This is a genomic window from Amycolatopsis sp. lyj-90 (genome assembly GCF_046549035.1).
GTDB lineage: Bacteria > Actinomycetota > Actinomycetes > Mycobacteriales > Pseudonocardiaceae > Amycolatopsis.
The window spans coordinates 718,848-735,254 of record NZ_JAJPWP010000005.1 but is presented as its reverse complement, the minus strand read 5'-3'; the positions used below and the strand labels follow the sequence as shown (position 1 = coordinate 735,254).

Here is a 16,407-nt window from a genome sequence, read left to right as displayed (position 1 = left end):
AGAAATCCCATGCTTCGCAAGCGTTTCGTCGTCGCAGCGGCGTCCGCGGCCGCGGGCCTGGTGGTGCTGTCGGCCTGCTCCGGTGGCACCGAGGCCGCCGCACCCGCCGTCGCACCCGCCGCGGCGGTCGCCGGAGCGGGCGGGAACGCCCCCGCGGCCAAGGGTGAAACCAAGGTGGCCGTGGCCGAAGCCGGGGAGCTCGGTCAGGTGCTCGTCGACAAGGACGGGTTCACCTTGTACCGCTTCGACAAGGACAGCGCGAAGCCGCCGAAGTCCAATTGCGACGGTGACTGCGCGAAGGCCTGGCCGCCGGTGCTCGCGGACGGCGAAGTGCAGATCGAGGGCGTGGACCAGGCCCTGGTCGGTGAACTGACCCGCGCCGACGGCCGCAAGCAGGTCACCGTCGGCGGGTGGGCGCTCTACCGCTACGCCAAGGACGCCAAAGCCGGCGAGGTGAAGGGCCAGGGCGTCGGCAGCACTTGGTACGCCGCGAACGCCAAGGGCGGCAAAGCGGGCCAGGCGGCCAAGGAAGCCAAGGAGGCTCCGGCCGCGGAGAAGGCGGACGGCGCGACGAAGCTGGTCGCGACCGAGGTCGACGGCATCGGACCGGCCATTGTGGACCAGGAGGGCTTCACCCTCTACATGTTCACCAAGGACAAGAAGAACAAGCAGCCGACCTGCAACGGTGACTGCGCGAAGACCTGGCCGCCGATGCTCGCCGAGGGCGACGTCCAGCTCGAAGGCATCGACTCGAAGCTGCTCGGCACGGTGAAGCGCGCGGACGGCACCACTCAGGTCACCGTCGGCGGCTGGGCCGTCTACCGCTACGCCAAGGACGCCAAAGCCGGTGAAGCGAACGGGCACGGCGTCGGCGGAACCTGGTTCGTCATCGAGCCCGCCGGGTGCAAGAGCACCGCGCCGGTGAAGAACAAGGCGGCCCAGAGCGGGAACGCCGCCCCCAAGAAGGAGGAAGGCGCTCCCGCCGGGTCCGGTGGTTCGGAGTACGGCTACTGAGCTTCAGTAGACCTAGTGGGCGAGGCCCGGCGGACGCTCTTCGCGAGCGATGGCCGGGCTTTTCTCATGCTTCGGCCGTCCCGAACCGTCCGCGACGGGTTCGACGACCGTGGCACTGTCGGCCCGATCCGTCACCACGGTTTCCTCTTCGTCCTCCGGCAGCAGCACCTTGTGCCGCGCGGGCAGGAACGCGATCACCAGCCCGAGCGCGGCGAGGCCGAGGTGCAGCCAGTTGTCCGGCCCGTTGAGGTTGAACGGGTTGCCCGCCTGTGAGACCGGGTTCGTCGAAACGGTCCCCGTGATCATCAGACCCCAGACGAACAGCGCCCCGAAGGCCGCGAACGTCAGAAGACCGAAGACCCGGGACCGGCCCGAACCGAAGGTCAGCAGTAGACCGATCGCGCCCAGCAGGACGAACCCGAGGTTGTAGAGCGGGTTCACTGAGAACCCGAGAACGGTCTCGTCGCTCCGGCCGATGAAATCGGCGAACCCGGTCCTGGTGAAGCCCACGATCCCGAACACCAGGAATGCCAGGCTCGCCAGTCCGGCCAGGACCTGCGCGGGCTGGATGCCCGCCGTCCGGATACGAGCGCGTTGTACACGTGCCATTGCTCCGCCTTCCAGAGTTGGCCACCTAAATTCACGCTGGGGGTCTGATACCCCGGCGGCCTCCCGGACAAACCGGAAAGACGCTCCCCGGCAACACCCCGCGTTCACGACGTCACAGAACTCGTGGTCAGCCGAGATCCGAATCACCCGAATGGCCTAGTTGCGAACACGAACGAGTGATTCGGCCAACAAGTCGTGTGGGCAAGGTGAGCGGTGTCTTCCTCTTGGTGGGGCTGTGCGTGGGAGCCGTCGTCGCGATGCTGCTGGTTCCCCCGTCGCGTTCCGGCCCGTCGGCGGTCGCGGTCGCGGCGGCGCCGGTCACGGCGATGACCGTCGAAGCCGAAGTGGAGCCATCCTCGGCGCCACCGAAGCCGTCCGTGCCCGGCACGCCGCCGGTGGACGACATCGACACGAAGGCCCTCGCGGGACTCGTCGACGGTGGCCAGGTGAGCGTGGCCGTCTACGACCGCACCACCAAGAAGAGCACGGTTTCCCTTAAGACAGAACGTTCCTACACCTCGGCGTCGCTCGTGAAGCTCCTCATCGCGCTCGAAGCACTTCGTGTGGGCACACCGCCGGGCACCGTGCAGCGGATGCTCTCGTCCAGCGATGACGACATCGCGAGCCGACTGTGGACCGCCCACCGCGGCCCCGCCATCGTCACCCGCTGGGCGGCCGAGATCGGTCTCGGCGACACCCATCCGCCCGAGGATCCGGGCCGCTGGGGTGACACCCGGATCACCGCGGCGGACATCACGAAGATCTACCGCTACCTCCTGGAGCGGGCGAGCGCGGGAACACGGACGACGATCATGCGGGCGTTGAGCGGCGCGACGGAGAGCGGTTCCGACGGGGTTCGGCAGTACTTCGGCATTCCGGACGCCGTCGGCTCCCTTCCCTGGTCCGTCAAGCAGGGCTGGGCGTGCTGCCGCGGCTCCCGGATCCTGCACAGTTCCGGCGTGGTCGGGAAAAACGACCGCTACATCGTCGTCGTGCTGACCTCCCAACCGACGTCGACCACCTATGCCAGTGGCGGCAAACGGGTGACCGACGTGGTGAAGGCACTCCTACCCGCTATTGACGACCTGTAAACAAGGTGGGACAGTGGCCGCACGCCGCTCTCCCGGGAGGTCGTCATGAGCACCGGAGCCCGCTTGCCCGCCGTGACCCCGCTCGGCCCGGATTCCGTTGCCTGGCAAGTGGTCGGTGACCGGAGACTGCTACTCGGCGCGGGGACGGCGTTGCTGCTGCAGGTCGCGCATCCGGTGATCGGCGCGGGCGTCCACGACCATTCGAACTACGTCGAAGATCCGTGGGGACGCCTCGACCGGACCATCGATTCGTTGCTGCGCCAGGTTTTCGGCGGCCGGGAAGCGATCACGGAGGCCGAGCGGCTCCGCGAGATGCACAAGGCGATCAAAGGCGTCGATCACCACGGCGAGCGCTATCACGCGCTCAACCCCGAGGCCTATTGGTGGGTGCACGGCTCGACCTTCTGGACGACCGTCCGCATGCAGGAAGTCTTCGTGCGTCCCTTGTCCCGCAGGGAAAAACAGCGTCTCTACGCGGAATGGCGGTGCCTCGGCCTACTGCTCGGCCTCCGCGAGCACCACATGCCCGCCGACCTCGAAGGCTTCGAGGCGTACTTCGACGACGTCGTCGCGAACCGGCTCGAAGACAACCACACGGTGCGAGAACTGCTCACTTCGATCACCATGCGCGACACTCCCGCGCCGCCGTGGTGGTTCTTGCCGGAAGCCTTGTGGCGCCCCGTCCGGCCGGCGGGCGGGAACGTACTGACGCTCTGCGCGACCGGCCTGCTGCCCCCGGTCCTGCGTGACCGGTTGAGTCTCAAGTGGACAGACGAAGACGAGCGCCGTCTCCAAAGGCTGGGAGCGGTCACCAGGGCGACCGGGAACCGGGTTCCCGACCGCCTTCGCTTGTACCCCAAGGCGTACCGCGCCAAGCGCGGCTAGCTACTCGACGACGTCGACCAGCGCGCCCTTCGCACCGGTGTTGGGCAGCGACCACGGGGTGACGCCACCGTTGGAGATGATCTTCTTGTCCTGCGGCGCGCTCGGCGGCACGGTCCGCGCGCCGATCCACGCCAGCACGTCGGGGACCTGCGCCTTGAAGGTGTTCATGTTGTGCCCGGCGTCCGGGATCCGCCACGACGAGAGCGTCGCGGGCGCGCGTACGGCGGCCTGGAGCTGGTCGATCGAGAAACTCTCGAAGCTTTCCTTGTCCCCGGCGATCGCGAGGATGTCGACCGGCGACGGATGCTTCTGCATGTTCACCGTGATCGTGTTCGCGTCGACGATGTCCTGCCTGCCCTTGAACAGGTTCTCCGTCTCCGCGTCCACCGAAGCCTTGTAGTACCCGCTGACGCTCGCCGCCTGGCCGTACCACTGCGGGTGCCGGGTCACCAGGTTCATCGCGCAATATCCGCCCGAGGACCAGCCCGCCATCGTCCAGGCCTTCCGCTGCGGGTTGGCGCCGAGTTTCTCGATCGCCCAGTCGCGGATGTCGGCGCTCAGGTAGGTGTCGTTGGCGGTCCCGTTCACCTGGTCGATGCATTCGGTGTCGTGGCCGACCTTCGGCTTCCCGGTCGGATCCGGGATGACCACGAGGGTCGGCGGGAGCACGTGCTTCGCGATGGCCGCGTCGAGCTTGGCGGGCAGTTCGTATGGCCCGGTGACCACTTCCGGCCCGGACGGGTAGTTCGGGATCCATTCGATGACCGGGAACTTGAGCGCCCGGTACGCGGGATCGTAGTACTGGGGCGGGAAGTAGACCGAGACGTCGCGCGTGAGCCCGGTGCGCTTGCCGGTCACCGTCATGTGCACGACGGAGCCCTTGCCCTCCTTGGCCCGCATCGCCCCGGCGTCGCGCAGCTTGTCGAGGTCCGAACCGTTCTCACCGGCGACGGCGTCGGTGTTCTCCCCCGAGTAGACGCCGGTGCCGAACAGCGCGCCGACCGTCGGGAAGAACTTGCCGATCATGTTCCCGCCCATCCCGGTGCTGACCACGATCAGCACCACCGCGACGAGGATCGTGGTGCTGCGGCCGAGCACCTTGCGGCGCCAGCGTTCCCAGAGGAACGGCACGGCGATGATCGCGAGCAGCGTCAGCACCACGACGATGACGAGGTTCAGCGTGGAATCGAGCCGGATGGCACTCAGTCCCAGTCCCATGGCGATCGTGTCCCTCTCCGGCCGCGGCACGCCCCCGCACCGCACTTCCCACATCTGGATCAAGAGACGTGCGACCACCGGGAAGTGTTGTCCAGGGTGACGCGTGTCACCCTGGACAAACTGTGTCCTGGGCTACTCAGCCCGCGAGAGCGGTGCGCAACACCTCGATCGCCTGCTTGATCGCGGCCTCAGCGGCGTGCGTTTCACGCAGTGTGTTGAGCATGACGAAGTCGTGGACGATGCCCTGGTAGCGCACGGCCGTCACCGGCACTCCGGCCTGACGCAGCTTGGCGGCGTACGCCTCGCCTTCGTCGCGCAGGACGTCGGCTTCCCCGGTGATGACCAGGGCGGGCGGCAGGCCCGACAACTCGTCAAGGCTCGCCCGCAACGGCGACGCGGTGATCTCCGCGCGCTGTGCCGGGTCGGTCGTGTACTGGTCCCAGAACCACTTCATGCCGTCGAGGGCGAGGAAGTATCCCTCGGCGAACTTCTGGTAGGACTCGGTGTCGAAGTTCGCGTCGGTTACCGGGTAGAAGAGGACCTGCTGGCGGAAGGTGACGTCACCGCGCTGTTTCGCGAGCAGGGTGAGGGCGGCGGTCATGTTCCCCCCGACGGAGTCACCCGCGATGGCGATTTTCGTGCTGTCGAGCCCGTTCTCGGCGCCGTGCTCGGCGACCCACTTCGCCACGGCGTAGTTCTGCTCGATGGCGACCGGGTAGCGCGCCTCCGGCGAGCGGTCGTACTCGGGGAAGACGACGGCCGCGCCGGTGCCGACCGCGAGTTCACGGACCAGACGCTCGTGGGTGTGGAAGTTCCCGAAGACCCAGCCGGCGCCGTGGATGTAGACGATCACCGGCAGCGGGCCGGTGGCGCCCGGCGGGCGGACGATGCGGACCTCGACGCCGTCGACGTGCGTGGTCTCGACGTCCGCGGCGGGCAGTTCGACCTCGCCACCCTGGACCTCGTCGACGGCCTTGCGCCCTTCCGCGGGCGGCAGCTGGAAGAGGAAGGGCGGGGTGGCGGTGGCTTCGACGAAGGCCTGGGCGGCCGGTTCGAGGACCAGCTTGTGCGGGTTGGCGGTCATTTCTGCCTCCTGGAGTCCGAAGTCGATGACCTGAAGGTAGCCCCCAACTAAGTTGTGCACAACTAAAATGCCCCCAAGGAGATTTAGCCCACTGAAGTGGCGCGCTGAGGCATGATCGGCACACCATGGGGTTGAGGAGGACCGATGCCAACGGACAACACCGGATCGCTGTGCCTGGACGATCAACTGTGCTTCGGGCTCTACGCGGCATCGCGGGCCGTGACCGCGCTCTATCGCGTGGTGCTCGACGATCTGGGCCTGACCTATCCGCAGTACTTGGTGATGCTCGCGCTCTGGGAGAAGGACGAGCGGCTGGTCAAGGAACTCGGCACCCTGCTGAACCTCGACTCCGGGACGCTGTCGCCGCTGCTCAAACGGCTGGAGAAGTCCGGGCTGGTCCGCCGTGACCGGCAGGCCGACGACGAGCGGTCCGTGCGCATCAGCCTGACCGAGGACGGCGCCCGGCTCCGGGAGCGCGCGAGCGGGATCCCGAAGGTCATCGGCGACGCGATGGGCCTCGACGCGGCCGGGCTCGCCCGCACCCGCGCGGAACTCGATCGCTTGACCGAATCCGTCAACGCCTACCGCGAGACCTACGTTCCCGCCGGTTAGCATGGGATTTCCGGCGCGGACAAAGGGATGACGATGATCGATCACGACGCGGCGCTCAAGGCCGTCGAGAACAGCTTGGACCGGCCGTCCGCGGCCCGGGTCTACGACTACTTCATCGGCGGCGACACGCACTACGCCATCGACCGCGAGTTCGCCGAGAAGGTGCGCAAACGTCTGCCGCTCATGGGCGACTACTGCCTGACCAGCAGGCAGTTCCTCGGCCGGGCCGTGCGACACTGCGCCGAACTGGGCATCCGGCAGTTCGTCGACATCGGCTCCGGCCTGCCGACCGCGGGCAACGTGCACGAGGTCGCCGACGAGGCGCGGCCGGAGGAGGACACCCACGTCCTCTACATCGACAACGAGCCGATCGCGCTCGCACACTCGACCCTGCTGCTCGCCGACACCGCCGACCCGGACCGGCACCACGCCATCGCCGCGGACCTGTTCGACCCCGAGGGCCTCTGGGAGCGGGTGATGGACTCCGGCATCATCGACGTCCGGCAGCCCGTGGCGCTGGTGATCAACGCGGTCATGCACTTCATCAAGGACGAGCAGGACCCCGACGCGCTGCTGGACTTCTACCGCGACCGGCTCGCGCCGGGCTCGCTGCTGGTGCTCTCGCAGATGACCAACGAGAACCCGGCCAACGACGAGGAGCGGCAGGCACTGCTCGACATCCTCGAGTACTACGAGACCACGACGAACCCCGGTTTCCTGCGCACGATGGACGAGTTCCGGCGGTTCTTCGGCGGCTGGCCGCTGCTGGAGCCGGGCCTGGTCTACGCGCCGGCGTGGCACCCGGACGAGAAGACGGTCTTCGCCGGTGCGCCCTCGGAATCCCGAGTCATCGGCGGCATCGCCCGCAAGCCGTAACTTTCCCGTGCGAAGGCCCCCTTCCCTCGGCTCAGCCGAGGGAAGGGGGCCTTCGCACGCGTGTGATGTGTGTCGCCTTGCAGTGCAACTAGGTGCATATGAAACTAGGTGCATGGCACTGGAGCACGCGATCCTGGTTTCGCTGTCCGAGCGGTCCGGCTCGGGCTATGAGCTGGCGCGCCGCTTCGAGAAGTCCATCGGGCTGTGGTGGAGTGCCACCCACCAGCAGATCTACCGGGTCCTGAAGCGCATGGAGGACGCGGGCTGGATCGCAGTCGACCACGTCGCGCAGTCCGGGAAGCCCGACAAGAAGGTCTACACCGTCGGCGACACGGGCCGGGCCGAACTGGCCCGCTGGCTCGCCGAGCCCGATCCCGCCGCCACCGCCAGGGAGCTCGCCGTGAAGATCCGCGGCGCGACCCTCGGCGAGCCCGGCGCCGTCGCCGCCGAAGTCACCCGGCATCGCGACGCGCACGCGGCCCAGCTCGACGCCTACCTGCTGATCGAGAAGCGCGACTTCCCCGACCCGAGCGTCCTCAGTGGACAGTCGTTGCACCAGTTCCTCGTGCTACGTGGAGGAATCCGAACCGAACAGGGCCACGTCGAGTGGCTCGAAGAAGTCCTCCAGGCATTCCACCACGATGCGTAAGGACCCAGCGATGAGCCAGTACCCGAACCTGCTGTCCCCGCTCGATCTCGGCTTCACCACCCTGCGCAACAGGGTGATCATGGGCTCGATGCACACCGGCCTCGAGGACAAGGAAGCGCACTTCCCGCAACTGGCCGAGTACTACGCCGAACGCGCCCGGGGTGGCGTCGGGCTGATCGTCACCGGCGGGTTCGCGCCGAACCGGACGGGCTGGCTCCTGCCGCTGGCGTCCAAGCTCTCGACCCGCGCGGAAGCCAAGGCGCACAAGCAACTCACGGATCCCGTGCACGAGGCGGGCGGCAAGATCGCGTTGCAGATCCTGCACGCGGGCCGGTATTCCTACCATCCGCTGAGCGTTTCGGCGTCCGGGATCAAGGCGCCGATCAACCCCTTCAAGCCACGGTCCCTTTCCGGCTACGGCGTGCTGCGGCAGATCCGCGCGTTCGCCGATTGTGCCTTCCTGGCCAAGGAAGCGGGCTACGACGGCGTCGAGATCATGGGGTCCGAGGGCTACTTCATCAACCAGTTCCTCGCCGAGCGGACCAACAAGCGCACCGACAAATGGGGCGGCAGCGCGGAAAACCGGCGGCGGATCGCCGTCGAGATCGTGCGTCGCACGCGCGAGGCGGTCGGCGAGGACTTCATCATCATCTATCGGCTGTCCATGCTGGACCTCGTCGAAGGCGGCCAAAGCTGGGAAGACGTCGTCACCCTGGCCAAGGAGGTCGAAGAGGCGGGCGCGACGATCATCAACACCGGCATCGGCTGGCACGAGGCGCGGGTGCCGACGATCGTGACGTCCGTGCCGCGGGCGGCGTTCACCTGGGTGACCGGGAAGCTCAAGCCGCACGTCGGGATCCCGGTCGTCACGTCGAACCGGATCAACATGCCCGAGGTCGCCGAGGAGGCGCTGGCCGGCGGTGACGCGGACCTGGTGTCGATGGCGCGGCCGTTCCTCGCCGATCCCGAATGGATCCGCAAGGCCGAGACCGGGCGCGAGGACGAGATCAACACCTGCATCGCCTGCAACCAGGCCTGCCTCGACCACGCGTTCAAGCGGAAGCTCGTTTCCTGCATGGTCAATCCGCGCGCGGGCCACGAGACCACGTTGACCCTGTCGCCCACCCGGAAGACCAAACGCGTCGCCGTCGTCGGCGCGGGACCCGCCGGGCTCGCGGCCGCGACCAGCCTCGCCGAGCGGGGGCACGCCGTCGAACTGTTCGAGGCCGAGGACGAGATCGGCGGCCAGTTCGGGATCGCGCGGAAGATCCCCGGCAAGGAGGAGTTCGCGGAGACCATCCGGTACTACACGCGACGGCTGGAGGTCACCGGCGTCAAGGTCCACCTCGGCAGCCGCGCGACCGCCGCCGGGCTCGTGGACGCCGGATTCGACGAGGTCGTGCTGGCCACCGGCGTGACCCCCCGGGTGCCGTCGCTCCCCGGTATCGACCATCCCAAGGTGCTGTCCTATGTGGACGTCGTCCGGCACGGGAAACCGGTGGGCGGCAAGGTCGCCGTGATCGGCGCGGGCGGCATCGGCGTGGACGTCAGCGAGTTCCTCACGCACACCACCTCCCCCGCGCTCGACCTGGGCGCGTGGATGGCCGAATGGGGCGTCACCGATCCCGAGCAGGCGCCGGGCGGGCTGACCGAGCGGAAGGTCGAGCCGTCACCGCGGCAGGTCTTCCTGCTGCAGCGCAAGAAGTCCGGCATCGGCGCGGGGCTGGGCAAGACCAGCGGCTGGGTGCACCGGGCCGCGCTGAAGGCCAAGCGTGTCGAGCAGCTCACCGGGGTCACCTACGACCGGATCGACGACGACGGCCTGCACATCACCGTCGGTGACAAGCCGCGCGTGCTCGATGTGGACACCGTCGTCGTCTGCGCGGGTCAGGAGCCGGTGCGCGACCTCGCCGACGACCTGCGGGCGGCCGGACTGCCGGTGCACTTGATCGGCGGCGCCGACGTCGCGGCGGAACTGGACGCCAAACGGGCCATCGATCAGGGAACGCGCCTCGCCGCCGTTCTCTGACGAGTGGGCCCGCAGATGGCAGGATGAACACTTGTGCGAGACGTATGCGTGATCGGGCTCGGGTTGATCGGCGGTTCGCTGCTGCGCGCGGCGCATTCGATCGGCCGCACCACGTTCGGGGCGGCGATCTCCGACCGCGACGCGGACGCGGCCAGCAGAGCGGGTTACGACGTGACCACGCAGGTCGAAGCGGCGCTGAGCAAGGCGGCGGAGCGGGACGCGATGATCGTGCTCGCGGTGCCGCTGCCCGCGGTCGAGGACGTGCTCCGGACAGTCTCGCGGGTGGCCGGGCACTGCGTGCTCACCGACGTCACCAGCGTGAAGGGCCCGGTGCTCGACACCGTCCGGCGCCGGGCGCCGTACGCGAAGTTCGTCGGCGGGCATCCGATGGCGGGGACGGCGGACTCGGGCTGGAAGGCGAGCAACCCGGCGCTGTTCGGCGGCGCCGCCTGGGTGCTGGGCGTCGAGCACGACACCGATCTGACCGCGTGGGCCGAGGTCGCGCAGCTGGTACTGGACGTCGGCGCGCACGTCGTGCCGCTGCCCGCGGACTCGCACGACGAGACGGTCGCGCGGATCTCGCATCTGCCGCATATCTTCGCGGCCATCCTGGCCACGATCGGCGCGCAGGGCGGGCCGCTGGCGATGTCGCTGGCCGCCGGGTCCTACACGGACGGCACGCGGGTGGCCGGGTCGAGCCCGGCGCTGGTGCGGGCGATGACCGAGGGCAACCGGGAAGCGTTGCTGCCGATCGTCGACGAAGCGCTCGGACGGCTGGGCGCCGCCCGGGGTTCGCTGGCCTCGACGGGCGGCCTCGCGGTGACGGTCAACGCCGGTTACGAGGGTGCGCAAGCGTTTGCGACCAGCAAGGACGCGGAACGGGCCGGAGTACGCGTCAGCCTCACCGCCCCGGACGCGCGGGACGGCCTGATCGCCCTCGGCGAGCGCGGTGGCCGGATCACGGCGATCGACGGCGACACCGCTCTCGGCGAGGTCTCCTGACGCGTTTCGTCCTCTAGTTGCGGTAGTTGCACGTTCAAGGACCGCAACTAGAGGACTACTCGCGAGGGGTTACTGGCCCTGCGGCGGCTGCTGGTTCGGCTGCTGCTGGTCCTGGGGCGGGTTGTCCGGGGTGTCGTCGAACTTGTTGATGAACCCCTTCGCCTTGTCCACGCCGGAGTCGATCTGGGAGTCGTGACCGGAGAACTTCGACTTGGCGAAGCCCGCCGCCTTGTCCAGGCCGCCCTCGATCTTGTCGTTGTGCTCGCGGAGAGCGTCGGTGGCCTTGTTCTTCAATTCATCGAAGTTGATGCCCATGACCTCATCGTCACACAGGTACCGGGCAACCCGCCCGCACGATCACCCGTCGCGGGGACACGCTCAGAACGGCCGGTCACCCACGATGGCGACACGTTCGGCGACCCGCGCGTGCGGGTGGTAGTCGTTGACGGCGTAGTGCTGCGTGGCGCGGTTGTCCCAGAAGGCCACCGAACCGGGCCGCCAGGTGAAACGCACCTGGAACTCGGGGATGTGCGCGCGGCTGAACAGATACCGCAGGAGCCTGTCGCTCTCGTCGCGGTCGATGCCGGCGATGCGGGTCGTGAACGCCTGGTTCACGAAGAGGGTGCGGCGCCCGGTTTCCGGATGCGTGCGGACGACCGGATGCTCGACCGGCGGGAAGGCGTCCTGGTGACGCAGCAGCAGCTCCGGGTCGGAGAAGCGGTCGAAGCCGGGGATGAAGTCGTGGACCGCGGTCAGCCCGTCGATACGTGCACGAATGTCTTCCGGCAGGTTGTCGTAGGCGGCGGCCATGTCGGCCCACATCGTGTCGCCGCCGAACGGCGGGACCTCGATCAGCCGCAGGACCGAGCCGAGCGCCGGAGCGGGCCGGAACGTGACGTCCACGTGCCAGATGTTCTCGAACGCGGGCATGCTCGCCGACCTGGTGAACCGGGTGGTGTCCTCGGTTTCCCCCTTCGGGATGAACGGGTTCGTTTCCAGTTCACCCCAGTTGGCGGCGAACGCGCGCTGGTGCGCCGAAGTGATGTCCTGGTCGCGGAAGAACAGCACCTTCCACTCCAGCAGTGCGCGGTTCAGCTCCGCGTGGAGGGCGGGCGTCAGCGGGCGGGCGAGGTCGACGCCGCCGATCTCGGCACCGATCACCCGGCCCAGCGGGCGCAGCGCGAAAAGCTCGTACGGGCGTTCTTCCGCACCCTCCGGCAGGCGCCGCAGCACGCGCGGTCCTTCGAGGATGCCGCCGTCGGGGACGGTCGCGGGGCGGAGGCGGACACGGTCGGGCAGTTCGATGGACATGCTCGGGCTCCAGGGTTTCCGATTTCCGGGGACGACGAAGACGGCCACCTTCACGGATGGCCTTCGCGGGAAATGCGGTTACGCGGGCGGCGAGCCCAGCCGTCCACGGCGCAGGAGCAGTGCGGCGACGCCTTCACCCACCGTGCGGCGGGGCGCGAACTCCCAGGTGACGGACACCACGCCATAGTGGGCGCGTTCTGACGCTTGGTCAACACCGTCCAGAAGACGGGACGATCATCGTCTCCGCTCGTAGGGGAAGCTGCCCGACCAAGCGTTCCGCTCCTCGCGCGGCCGCAATGCCTCCGCCAGCACCCACTGCGAATGCGTCGTGCCACCCCGCCCGATCGGGCCGAGCTGGAAGGTGACCCAGCCGACCCAGTGCGCCGTCGTCGTCGCCCGCCACATCCCCAGCAGGCCGGGGACGGTGGCTGTCAGGTCCAGGCCGTCGGGCAGGCGGATCTTCGACGCGCTGACCGGGTACACCAGCTTCAGGTCGACCCAAACGGGCTGATTCGGACGGACCATGTGCAGGTGACGCGGCCCCGGCGGCAGCGTGTCACCAGTGTCGAGCATGCGTCGATTATGCGTGAAAACTCGAACATTCGTTCGAGACGATGCTCACCCTCCCCCGGACGGGTGGGTGTCTCGCTAGGGTCGCGGCATGCTCGTCTGGATCAACGGCCCGTTCGGCGGTGGCAAGACGCAGACCGCGCACGAACTGCACCGGCGCCTGCCCGGCAGTGTCCTTTCCGATCCCGAGGTCGCCGGTTTCGGCCTGCAGCGGATGATGCCGCCGCGGCTGCGCGGCGACTTCCAGGACCTCTCCGCGTGGCGCCGGGGCGTCTTCGAGGTGCTCGACCTCATGCTCGGCAAGCAGGACGGCCCGGTGGTCGTGCCGATGACACTGGTGGAGCCCACGTACTTCGAGGAGATCATCGGCGGCTTGCGGGAGCGCGGGCACGACGTCCGCCACTTCGCGTTGCTGGCCGAACGCGAGACCGTGCTGCGGCGGCTGAGCGAACGCGGCATCGTCCATTCCTTGCGGCGCAAGGGGATGCCACCGAAACGCGAGAGTTTCGCGGTGTCGAAGCTCGACCTCTGCCTGGAGCGGCTGAGCGGCGCGGAGTTCGGCGAGCACATCCACACGGACCGGATCGGCGTCGCCGAGGTCGCCGATCGGATCGCCGCGTCGGCCGGGCTGACCCTCGAACCGAACACGGACGGCGCGCTGCGGGGATTCGTCCGTCGCAAGTGGACGAGCGTCAAGCACATCCGGTTCGACTGATCTTCAGGCGCGGCGGTGGTACGGCAGGAATCGCCGGACCAGCCGCAGCGGCGCGCGTTCGACGAGGTCGGGACCGCGCACGGCGTCGAAGGCGGCGCCGATCTGGTCGACGACGCCGGACAGCTGCTCGTTGTCGGGCATCGGCATCTCCGCCGGCTCCCGTTCCTCCCGGACGGCGGCGGCGAGTTCGGCGAGCGCGGCCGTCAGCAGGGCGATGTCGGCCTCGTCCGGTGCCGGGGCGCCGCGGCCCAGGGTGACGCCGACTTCGGTGACGGCGTCCGCGACGCGTTCGAGCCCGGCGATGACCGGCCACCAGGCGACGGCCTGGCGTCCGGCGGCGGAAGGTTCGACGACGACCTGCTGGAACGCGGTCCGGAGGTCGGCCAGTGCGCGGTAGGCGCGGCGACGGGCGCGTGAGCGGTCCAGTCGTGCTTCGCCCGACGGCGCGAGCACGAGCCCCTTGTCGACGTATTTCACCAGGCTGTCGAGGCTGTCGGCGAGCCGTCCGCCGATCTGCGGGCGACGGCTGCCCGGCCAGAGCAGGTAGCCGAAGAGCAGGACGATCGCGCAGCCGAGCACGGTGTCGACGAGCCGCGCGAGCACGACGTCCCAGCTTCCGGTGCTGGCGAGGTCCATCTGCAGGATGATCAACGGGGTCACGAAGGCGCTGAGGATGCCGTAGTTGCGGACCTTGCCGACCGCGACGCCACCCGCGAACACGGCGATCAGCAGGACCAGCAGCCAGCCTTCGCCGCCCGCGGCGAGCACGGCCGCGCCGATGCCCACGCCGATCACCGTGCCGATGCCGCGCAGGACCGCGCGGCCGAACACCGAGCCGAAGTCCGGTTTGAGGACGATGCCGACGGTGAGCGTGATCCAGTAGGAGCGTTCGAACGGGACGAACAGCGCGACGACTTCGGCGATCGCGACGCACAGCGTGAGGCGGAGCGCGGCGAACCAGGTGAGCGGGCCGGAGACGAGCGAACCCGCCCAGCCGCGGAGGCGCTTGTGCCACGGCTGGACCTCGCGCCGTTTCCGGTTGTCGCCCTTGCCGATCCGGGCGAGCCCGGCGTAGAGGGCGGCGAGGACCGGGTCGGCGTCTTCGGGCGCCTCGGGTGGTTCCGGCGGTTCCTGGTTGGCGAGCACGGCGGCCGAGGTGGCGATGAAGTGGTCGATCACGTCGTCCGGGGCCCGGCGGCCGGCGTTGACCATGGCGACCGACGCCTCGACGGCGGGGGTGCTGGCCGAGAGCAGGTTGAGCAACTGGCGGTAGGTGGCGTCGCGGCCCGACAGCCAGGATCGCGCGGTGAGCAGCCGGTCGTACGCGGTGTTCATCGCGGTCGTGAGCTGGTGGCGCGCGACGCGGGAGGTGGCTTCGTCGGTCGCGGACAGCATCGCGGCGAGTTCGACGTAGACGTGCGCGACGGCGCCGCGTTCCGGGCTGGTGGCGCGGAAGGTCCAGGTGGCGAGCGCGATGAGCAGGCTCCACGCGGCGCCGATGCAGAAGTAGCCGAGGAGGATTTCGACGCGCAGGCCGGTGACGTGCTGGCCGGTGCCGAGTACGCAGAAGACGAACATCTGCAGTCCGGCGACCGACGCGTTGCTGCCCGCCGCGCTGACCAGCGCCGACACCGCCGCGACTCCGACGACGACCGGGATGGACGCGGCGGGGATGCCGCCGGTGATCAACCCGGCGAAGTAGCCGAGGGCGGCGGCCGCGGTGGCGCCGCCGAGCCGCCGGGCGCGGTAGCGGTACGGGCCTGCGGATTCGGACAGGACGGTGGGCAGGGCGCCGGTGGAGACGAGCGCGCCGACGCCGATGTCGCCGAGCGCGTACCCGACGGCCAGCGGCACGGCGAGCGCGAGGACGGCGCGGGCGACCATGTTCCACGGGATGGGAACCGGCGTGCTGCGGAGCAGCTGCACCAGCCAATGTGGTGCGGCGATCTCGCGGCGCGTCGTGCTCACGCCCCTATCTTGACTTATCCATCGCGGCTGGAGCGGTTATCGTCGCCACATGGGCAAGACGTACTCCTTCGAGATCAACCGGACGAGCAGCGCCTCGCCCGCTTCCCTTTTCGCGCTGGAGGCCGACGGTTCCCGGTGGTCGGAATGGGCGAAGCCGGTGGTGTTCCACTCGCGCTGGGCGCGGGGACCGGGCGAGGACGGGGTGGGCGCCGTCCGGGCCGTCGGCCTGTGGCCGGTGTATCTCCACGAAGAGACGCTGGAATACGAACAGGACCGGAAGCACGTCTACGGCTTCGCGGGCCTCAAGCTGCTGAAGGACTACCGCGCCGAAGTCTCGTTCACGCCGAATGCTTCCGGCGGCACCGACCTGCGCTGGACGGGCCGGTTCACCGAACCGCTGCCCGGCACCGGCACCGCCGTCCGCACGGCGCTGCGCACCGTCGTCTCACTCCTGGCCACGCGCCTGGTGAAACACGCCGAACGCCCCTGACCCCACCCCCCGCCCGTCCCAGGGGGGCGACCCCGAGTCCAGTCTATCGGTGGTGGGGGTCGGAAGTGGCTGCTCAGCGGAGTTGTCCACAGGTGACGGTGATTGTGGACAACTCCTGTGGGCTACTGGGGAGCTGAAGGACGCCATAGCCGCGTAGGACGCCGTGAAGGGAGCCTTCGCTGCGTGCGATTCGGGGAAAGTCCCCTTCAGCCACAAGGACTTGCCGCGAAAGCTCCCTTCGCCGCATCACATGCAGCGAAAGCGTCCTTCGCCGCGTCCCATGC

At 68.9% G+C, this 16,407-nt stretch carries 17 protein-coding genes; 10 read left to right on the top strand and 7 right to left on the bottom strand.

Annotated elements, in window-relative coordinates; all coding sequences use genetic code 11:
• Window positions 1-9 precede the first annotated feature (9 nt).
• Window positions 10-1,014 carry an SCO0930 family lipoprotein gene (locus ACLJPX_RS22835; RefSeq protein WP_410601844.1) on the top strand — a complete coding sequence of 335 codons (1,005 nt, stop codon included), beginning with the start codon at window positions 10-12 and terminating at the stop codon, window positions 1,012-1,014.
• Between the two features lie 12 nt (window positions 1,015-1,026).
• Here the strand turns inward: ACLJPX_RS22835 and ACLJPX_RS22830 are convergent, their stop codons facing one another.
• A complete protein-coding gene (locus tag ACLJPX_RS22830; protein WP_410601843.1) occupies window positions 1,027-1,623 on the bottom strand; it encodes a DUF4383 domain-containing protein in 597 nt (198 codons plus the stop codon).
• A 197-nt stretch (window positions 1,624-1,820) separates the two neighbouring features.
• Between ACLJPX_RS22830 and ACLJPX_RS22825 the strand changes: the two genes are divergently transcribed.
• Together ACLJPX_RS22825 and ACLJPX_RS22820 are read left to right on the top strand one after the other, a co-directional pair.
• Window positions 1,821-2,714: a serine hydrolase gene (locus ACLJPX_RS22825; protein WP_410601842.1), complete on the top strand. Its 894-nt coding sequence runs from the start codon at window positions 1,821-1,823 to the stop codon at window positions 2,712-2,714.
• 45 nt (window positions 2,715-2,759) lie between these two features.
• Window positions 2,760-3,599 carry an oxygenase MpaB family protein gene (locus ACLJPX_RS22820; protein ID WP_410601841.1) on the top strand — a complete coding sequence of 280 codons (840 nt, stop codon included), beginning with the start codon at window positions 2,760-2,762 and terminating at the stop codon, window positions 3,597-3,599.
• Here ACLJPX_RS22820 and ACLJPX_RS22815 read toward each other — a convergent pair whose 3' ends face one another.
• Both ACLJPX_RS22815 and ACLJPX_RS22810 read right to left on the bottom strand, forming a co-directional pair.
• Window positions 3,600-4,817 carry an alpha/beta hydrolase gene (locus tag ACLJPX_RS22815; RefSeq protein WP_410601840.1) on the bottom strand — a complete coding sequence of 406 codons (1,218 nt, stop codon included), beginning with the start codon at window positions 4,815-4,817 and terminating at the stop codon, window positions 3,600-3,602.
• A 136-nt stretch (window positions 4,818-4,953) separates the two neighbouring features.
• Window positions 4,954-5,901 (bottom strand): alpha/beta hydrolase, encoded by a 948-nt coding sequence (locus ACLJPX_RS22810; RefSeq protein WP_410601839.1) that lies wholly within the window; start codon window positions 5,899-5,901, stop codon window positions 4,954-4,956.
• 144 nt (window positions 5,902-6,045) lie between these two features.
• Here ACLJPX_RS22810 and ACLJPX_RS22805 point away from each other — a divergent pair, with 144 nt between their 5' ends.
• From ACLJPX_RS22805 to ACLJPX_RS22785, 5 genes are all read left to right on the top strand, one after another.
• A complete protein-coding gene (locus ACLJPX_RS22805) occupies window positions 6,046-6,513 on the top strand; it encodes a MarR family winged helix-turn-helix transcriptional regulator (RefSeq protein WP_410601838.1) in 468 nt (155 codons plus the stop codon).
• 27 nt (window positions 6,514-6,540) lie between these two features.
• Window positions 6,541-7,389, top strand: a complete 849-nt coding sequence (locus ACLJPX_RS22800) for an SAM-dependent methyltransferase (protein WP_410601837.1) — start codon at window positions 6,541-6,543, stop codon at window positions 7,387-7,389.
• 112 nt (window positions 7,390-7,501) lie between these two features.
• The gene (locus ACLJPX_RS22795; RefSeq protein WP_101611886.1) at window positions 7,502-8,038 is read left to right on the top strand and encodes a PadR family transcriptional regulator; all 537 of its coding nucleotides are present in this window, start codon (window positions 7,502-7,504) and stop codon (window positions 8,036-8,038) included.
• Between the two features lie 10 nt (window positions 8,039-8,048).
• Window positions 8,049-10,067, top strand: coding sequence for an FAD-dependent oxidoreductase (locus ACLJPX_RS22790; protein ID WP_410601836.1), 2,019 nt, complete (start codon window positions 8,049-8,051; stop codon window positions 10,065-10,067).
• A 48-nt stretch (window positions 10,068-10,115) separates the two neighbouring features.
• Window positions 10,116-11,069, top strand: coding sequence for a prephenate dehydrogenase (locus ACLJPX_RS22785; protein ID WP_410601929.1), 954 nt, complete (start codon window positions 10,116-10,118; stop codon window positions 11,067-11,069).
• Between the two features lie 69 nt (window positions 11,070-11,138).
• On the opposite strand, the gene ACLJPX_RS22780 is transcribed toward ACLJPX_RS22785, so the two are convergent.
• The 3 genes from ACLJPX_RS22780 to ACLJPX_RS22770 form a co-directional block, all read right to left on the bottom strand.
• Window positions 11,139-11,384 (bottom strand): antitoxin, encoded by a 246-nt coding sequence (locus ACLJPX_RS22780; protein ID WP_101611883.1) that lies wholly within the window; start codon window positions 11,382-11,384, stop codon window positions 11,139-11,141.
• Between the two features lie 63 nt (window positions 11,385-11,447).
• Window positions 11,448-12,380 carry a TauD/TfdA dioxygenase family protein gene (locus tag ACLJPX_RS22775; protein WP_410601835.1) on the bottom strand — a complete coding sequence of 311 codons (933 nt, stop codon included), beginning with the start codon at window positions 12,378-12,380 and terminating at the stop codon, window positions 11,448-11,450.
• Between the two features lie 234 nt (window positions 12,381-12,614).
• A complete protein-coding gene (locus tag ACLJPX_RS22770; RefSeq protein WP_101611878.1) occupies window positions 12,615-12,953 on the bottom strand; it encodes a hypothetical protein in 339 nt (112 codons plus the stop codon).
• A gap of 88 nt (window positions 12,954-13,041) precedes the next feature.
• On the opposite strand from ACLJPX_RS22770, the gene ACLJPX_RS22765 reads away from it, so the two are divergent.
• On the top strand, window positions 13,042-13,665 hold the full coding sequence (locus ACLJPX_RS22765; RefSeq protein ID WP_410601834.1) for an AAA family ATPase: 624 nt from the start codon (window positions 13,042-13,044) through the stop codon (window positions 13,663-13,665).
• Window positions 13,666-13,668: 3 nt separating this feature from the next.
• Here ACLJPX_RS22765 and ACLJPX_RS22760 read toward each other — a convergent pair whose 3' ends face one another.
• Entirely contained in the window at window positions 13,669-15,633 is a 1,965-nt protein-coding gene (locus tag ACLJPX_RS22760; RefSeq protein ID WP_410601833.1) for an FUSC family protein, read from the bottom strand.
• 49 nt (window positions 15,634-15,682) lie between these two features.
• Between ACLJPX_RS22760 and ACLJPX_RS22755 the strand changes: the two genes are divergently transcribed.
• Window positions 15,683-16,123 (top strand): SRPBCC family protein, encoded by a 441-nt coding sequence (locus ACLJPX_RS22755; RefSeq protein WP_410601832.1) that lies wholly within the window; start codon window positions 15,683-15,685, stop codon window positions 16,121-16,123.
• Window positions 16,124-16,407 lie beyond the last annotated feature (284 nt).

Bases quoted from the DNA above. Each gene is read 5' to 3' on its own strand.
- ACLJPX_RS22815 (WP_410601840.1), bottom strand. From the start codon at position 4,817: ATGGGACTGGGACTGAGTGCCATCCGGCTCGATTCCACGCTGAACCTC.
- ACLJPX_RS22775 (WP_410601835.1), bottom strand. From the start codon at position 12,380: ATGTCCATCGAACTGCCCGACCGTGTCCGCCTCCGCCCCGCGACCGTC.
- ACLJPX_RS22755 (WP_410601832.1), top strand. From the start codon at position 15,683: ATGGGCAAGACGTACTCCTTCGAGATCAACCGGACGAGCAGCGCCTCG.
- ACLJPX_RS22795 (WP_101611886.1), top strand. From the start codon at position 7,502: ATGGCACTGGAGCACGCGATCCTGGTTTCGCTGTCCGAGCGGTCCGGC.
- ACLJPX_RS22805 (WP_410601838.1), top strand. From the start codon at position 6,046: ATGCCAACGGACAACACCGGATCGCTGTGCCTGGACGATCAACTGTGC.
- ACLJPX_RS22810 (WP_410601839.1), bottom strand. From the start codon at position 5,901: ATGACCGCCAACCCGCACAAGCTGGTCCTCGAACCGGCCGCCCAGGCC.
- ACLJPX_RS22780 (WP_101611883.1), bottom strand. From the start codon at position 11,384: ATGGGCATCAACTTCGATGAATTGAAGAACAAGGCCACCGACGCTCTC.
- ACLJPX_RS22800 (WP_410601837.1), top strand. From the start codon at position 6,541: ATGACGATGATCGATCACGACGCGGCGCTCAAGGCCGTCGAGAACAGC.
- ACLJPX_RS22790 (WP_410601836.1), top strand. From the start codon at position 8,049: ATGAGCCAGTACCCGAACCTGCTGTCCCCGCTCGATCTCGGCTTCACC.
- ACLJPX_RS22820 (WP_410601841.1), top strand. From the start codon at position 2,760: ATGAGCACCGGAGCCCGCTTGCCCGCCGTGACCCCGCTCGGCCCGGAT.
- ACLJPX_RS22770 (WP_101611878.1), bottom strand. From the start codon at position 12,953: ATGCTCGACACTGGTGACACGCTGCCGCCGGGGCCGCGTCACCTGCAC.
- ACLJPX_RS22830 (WP_410601843.1), bottom strand. From the start codon at position 1,623: ATGGCACGTGTACAACGCGCTCGTATCCGGACGGCGGGCATCCAGCCC.
- ACLJPX_RS22835 (WP_410601844.1), top strand. From the start codon at position 10: ATGCTTCGCAAGCGTTTCGTCGTCGCAGCGGCGTCCGCGGCCGCGGGC.
- ACLJPX_RS22765 (WP_410601834.1), top strand. From the start codon at position 13,042: ATGCTCGTCTGGATCAACGGCCCGTTCGGCGGTGGCAAGACGCAGACC.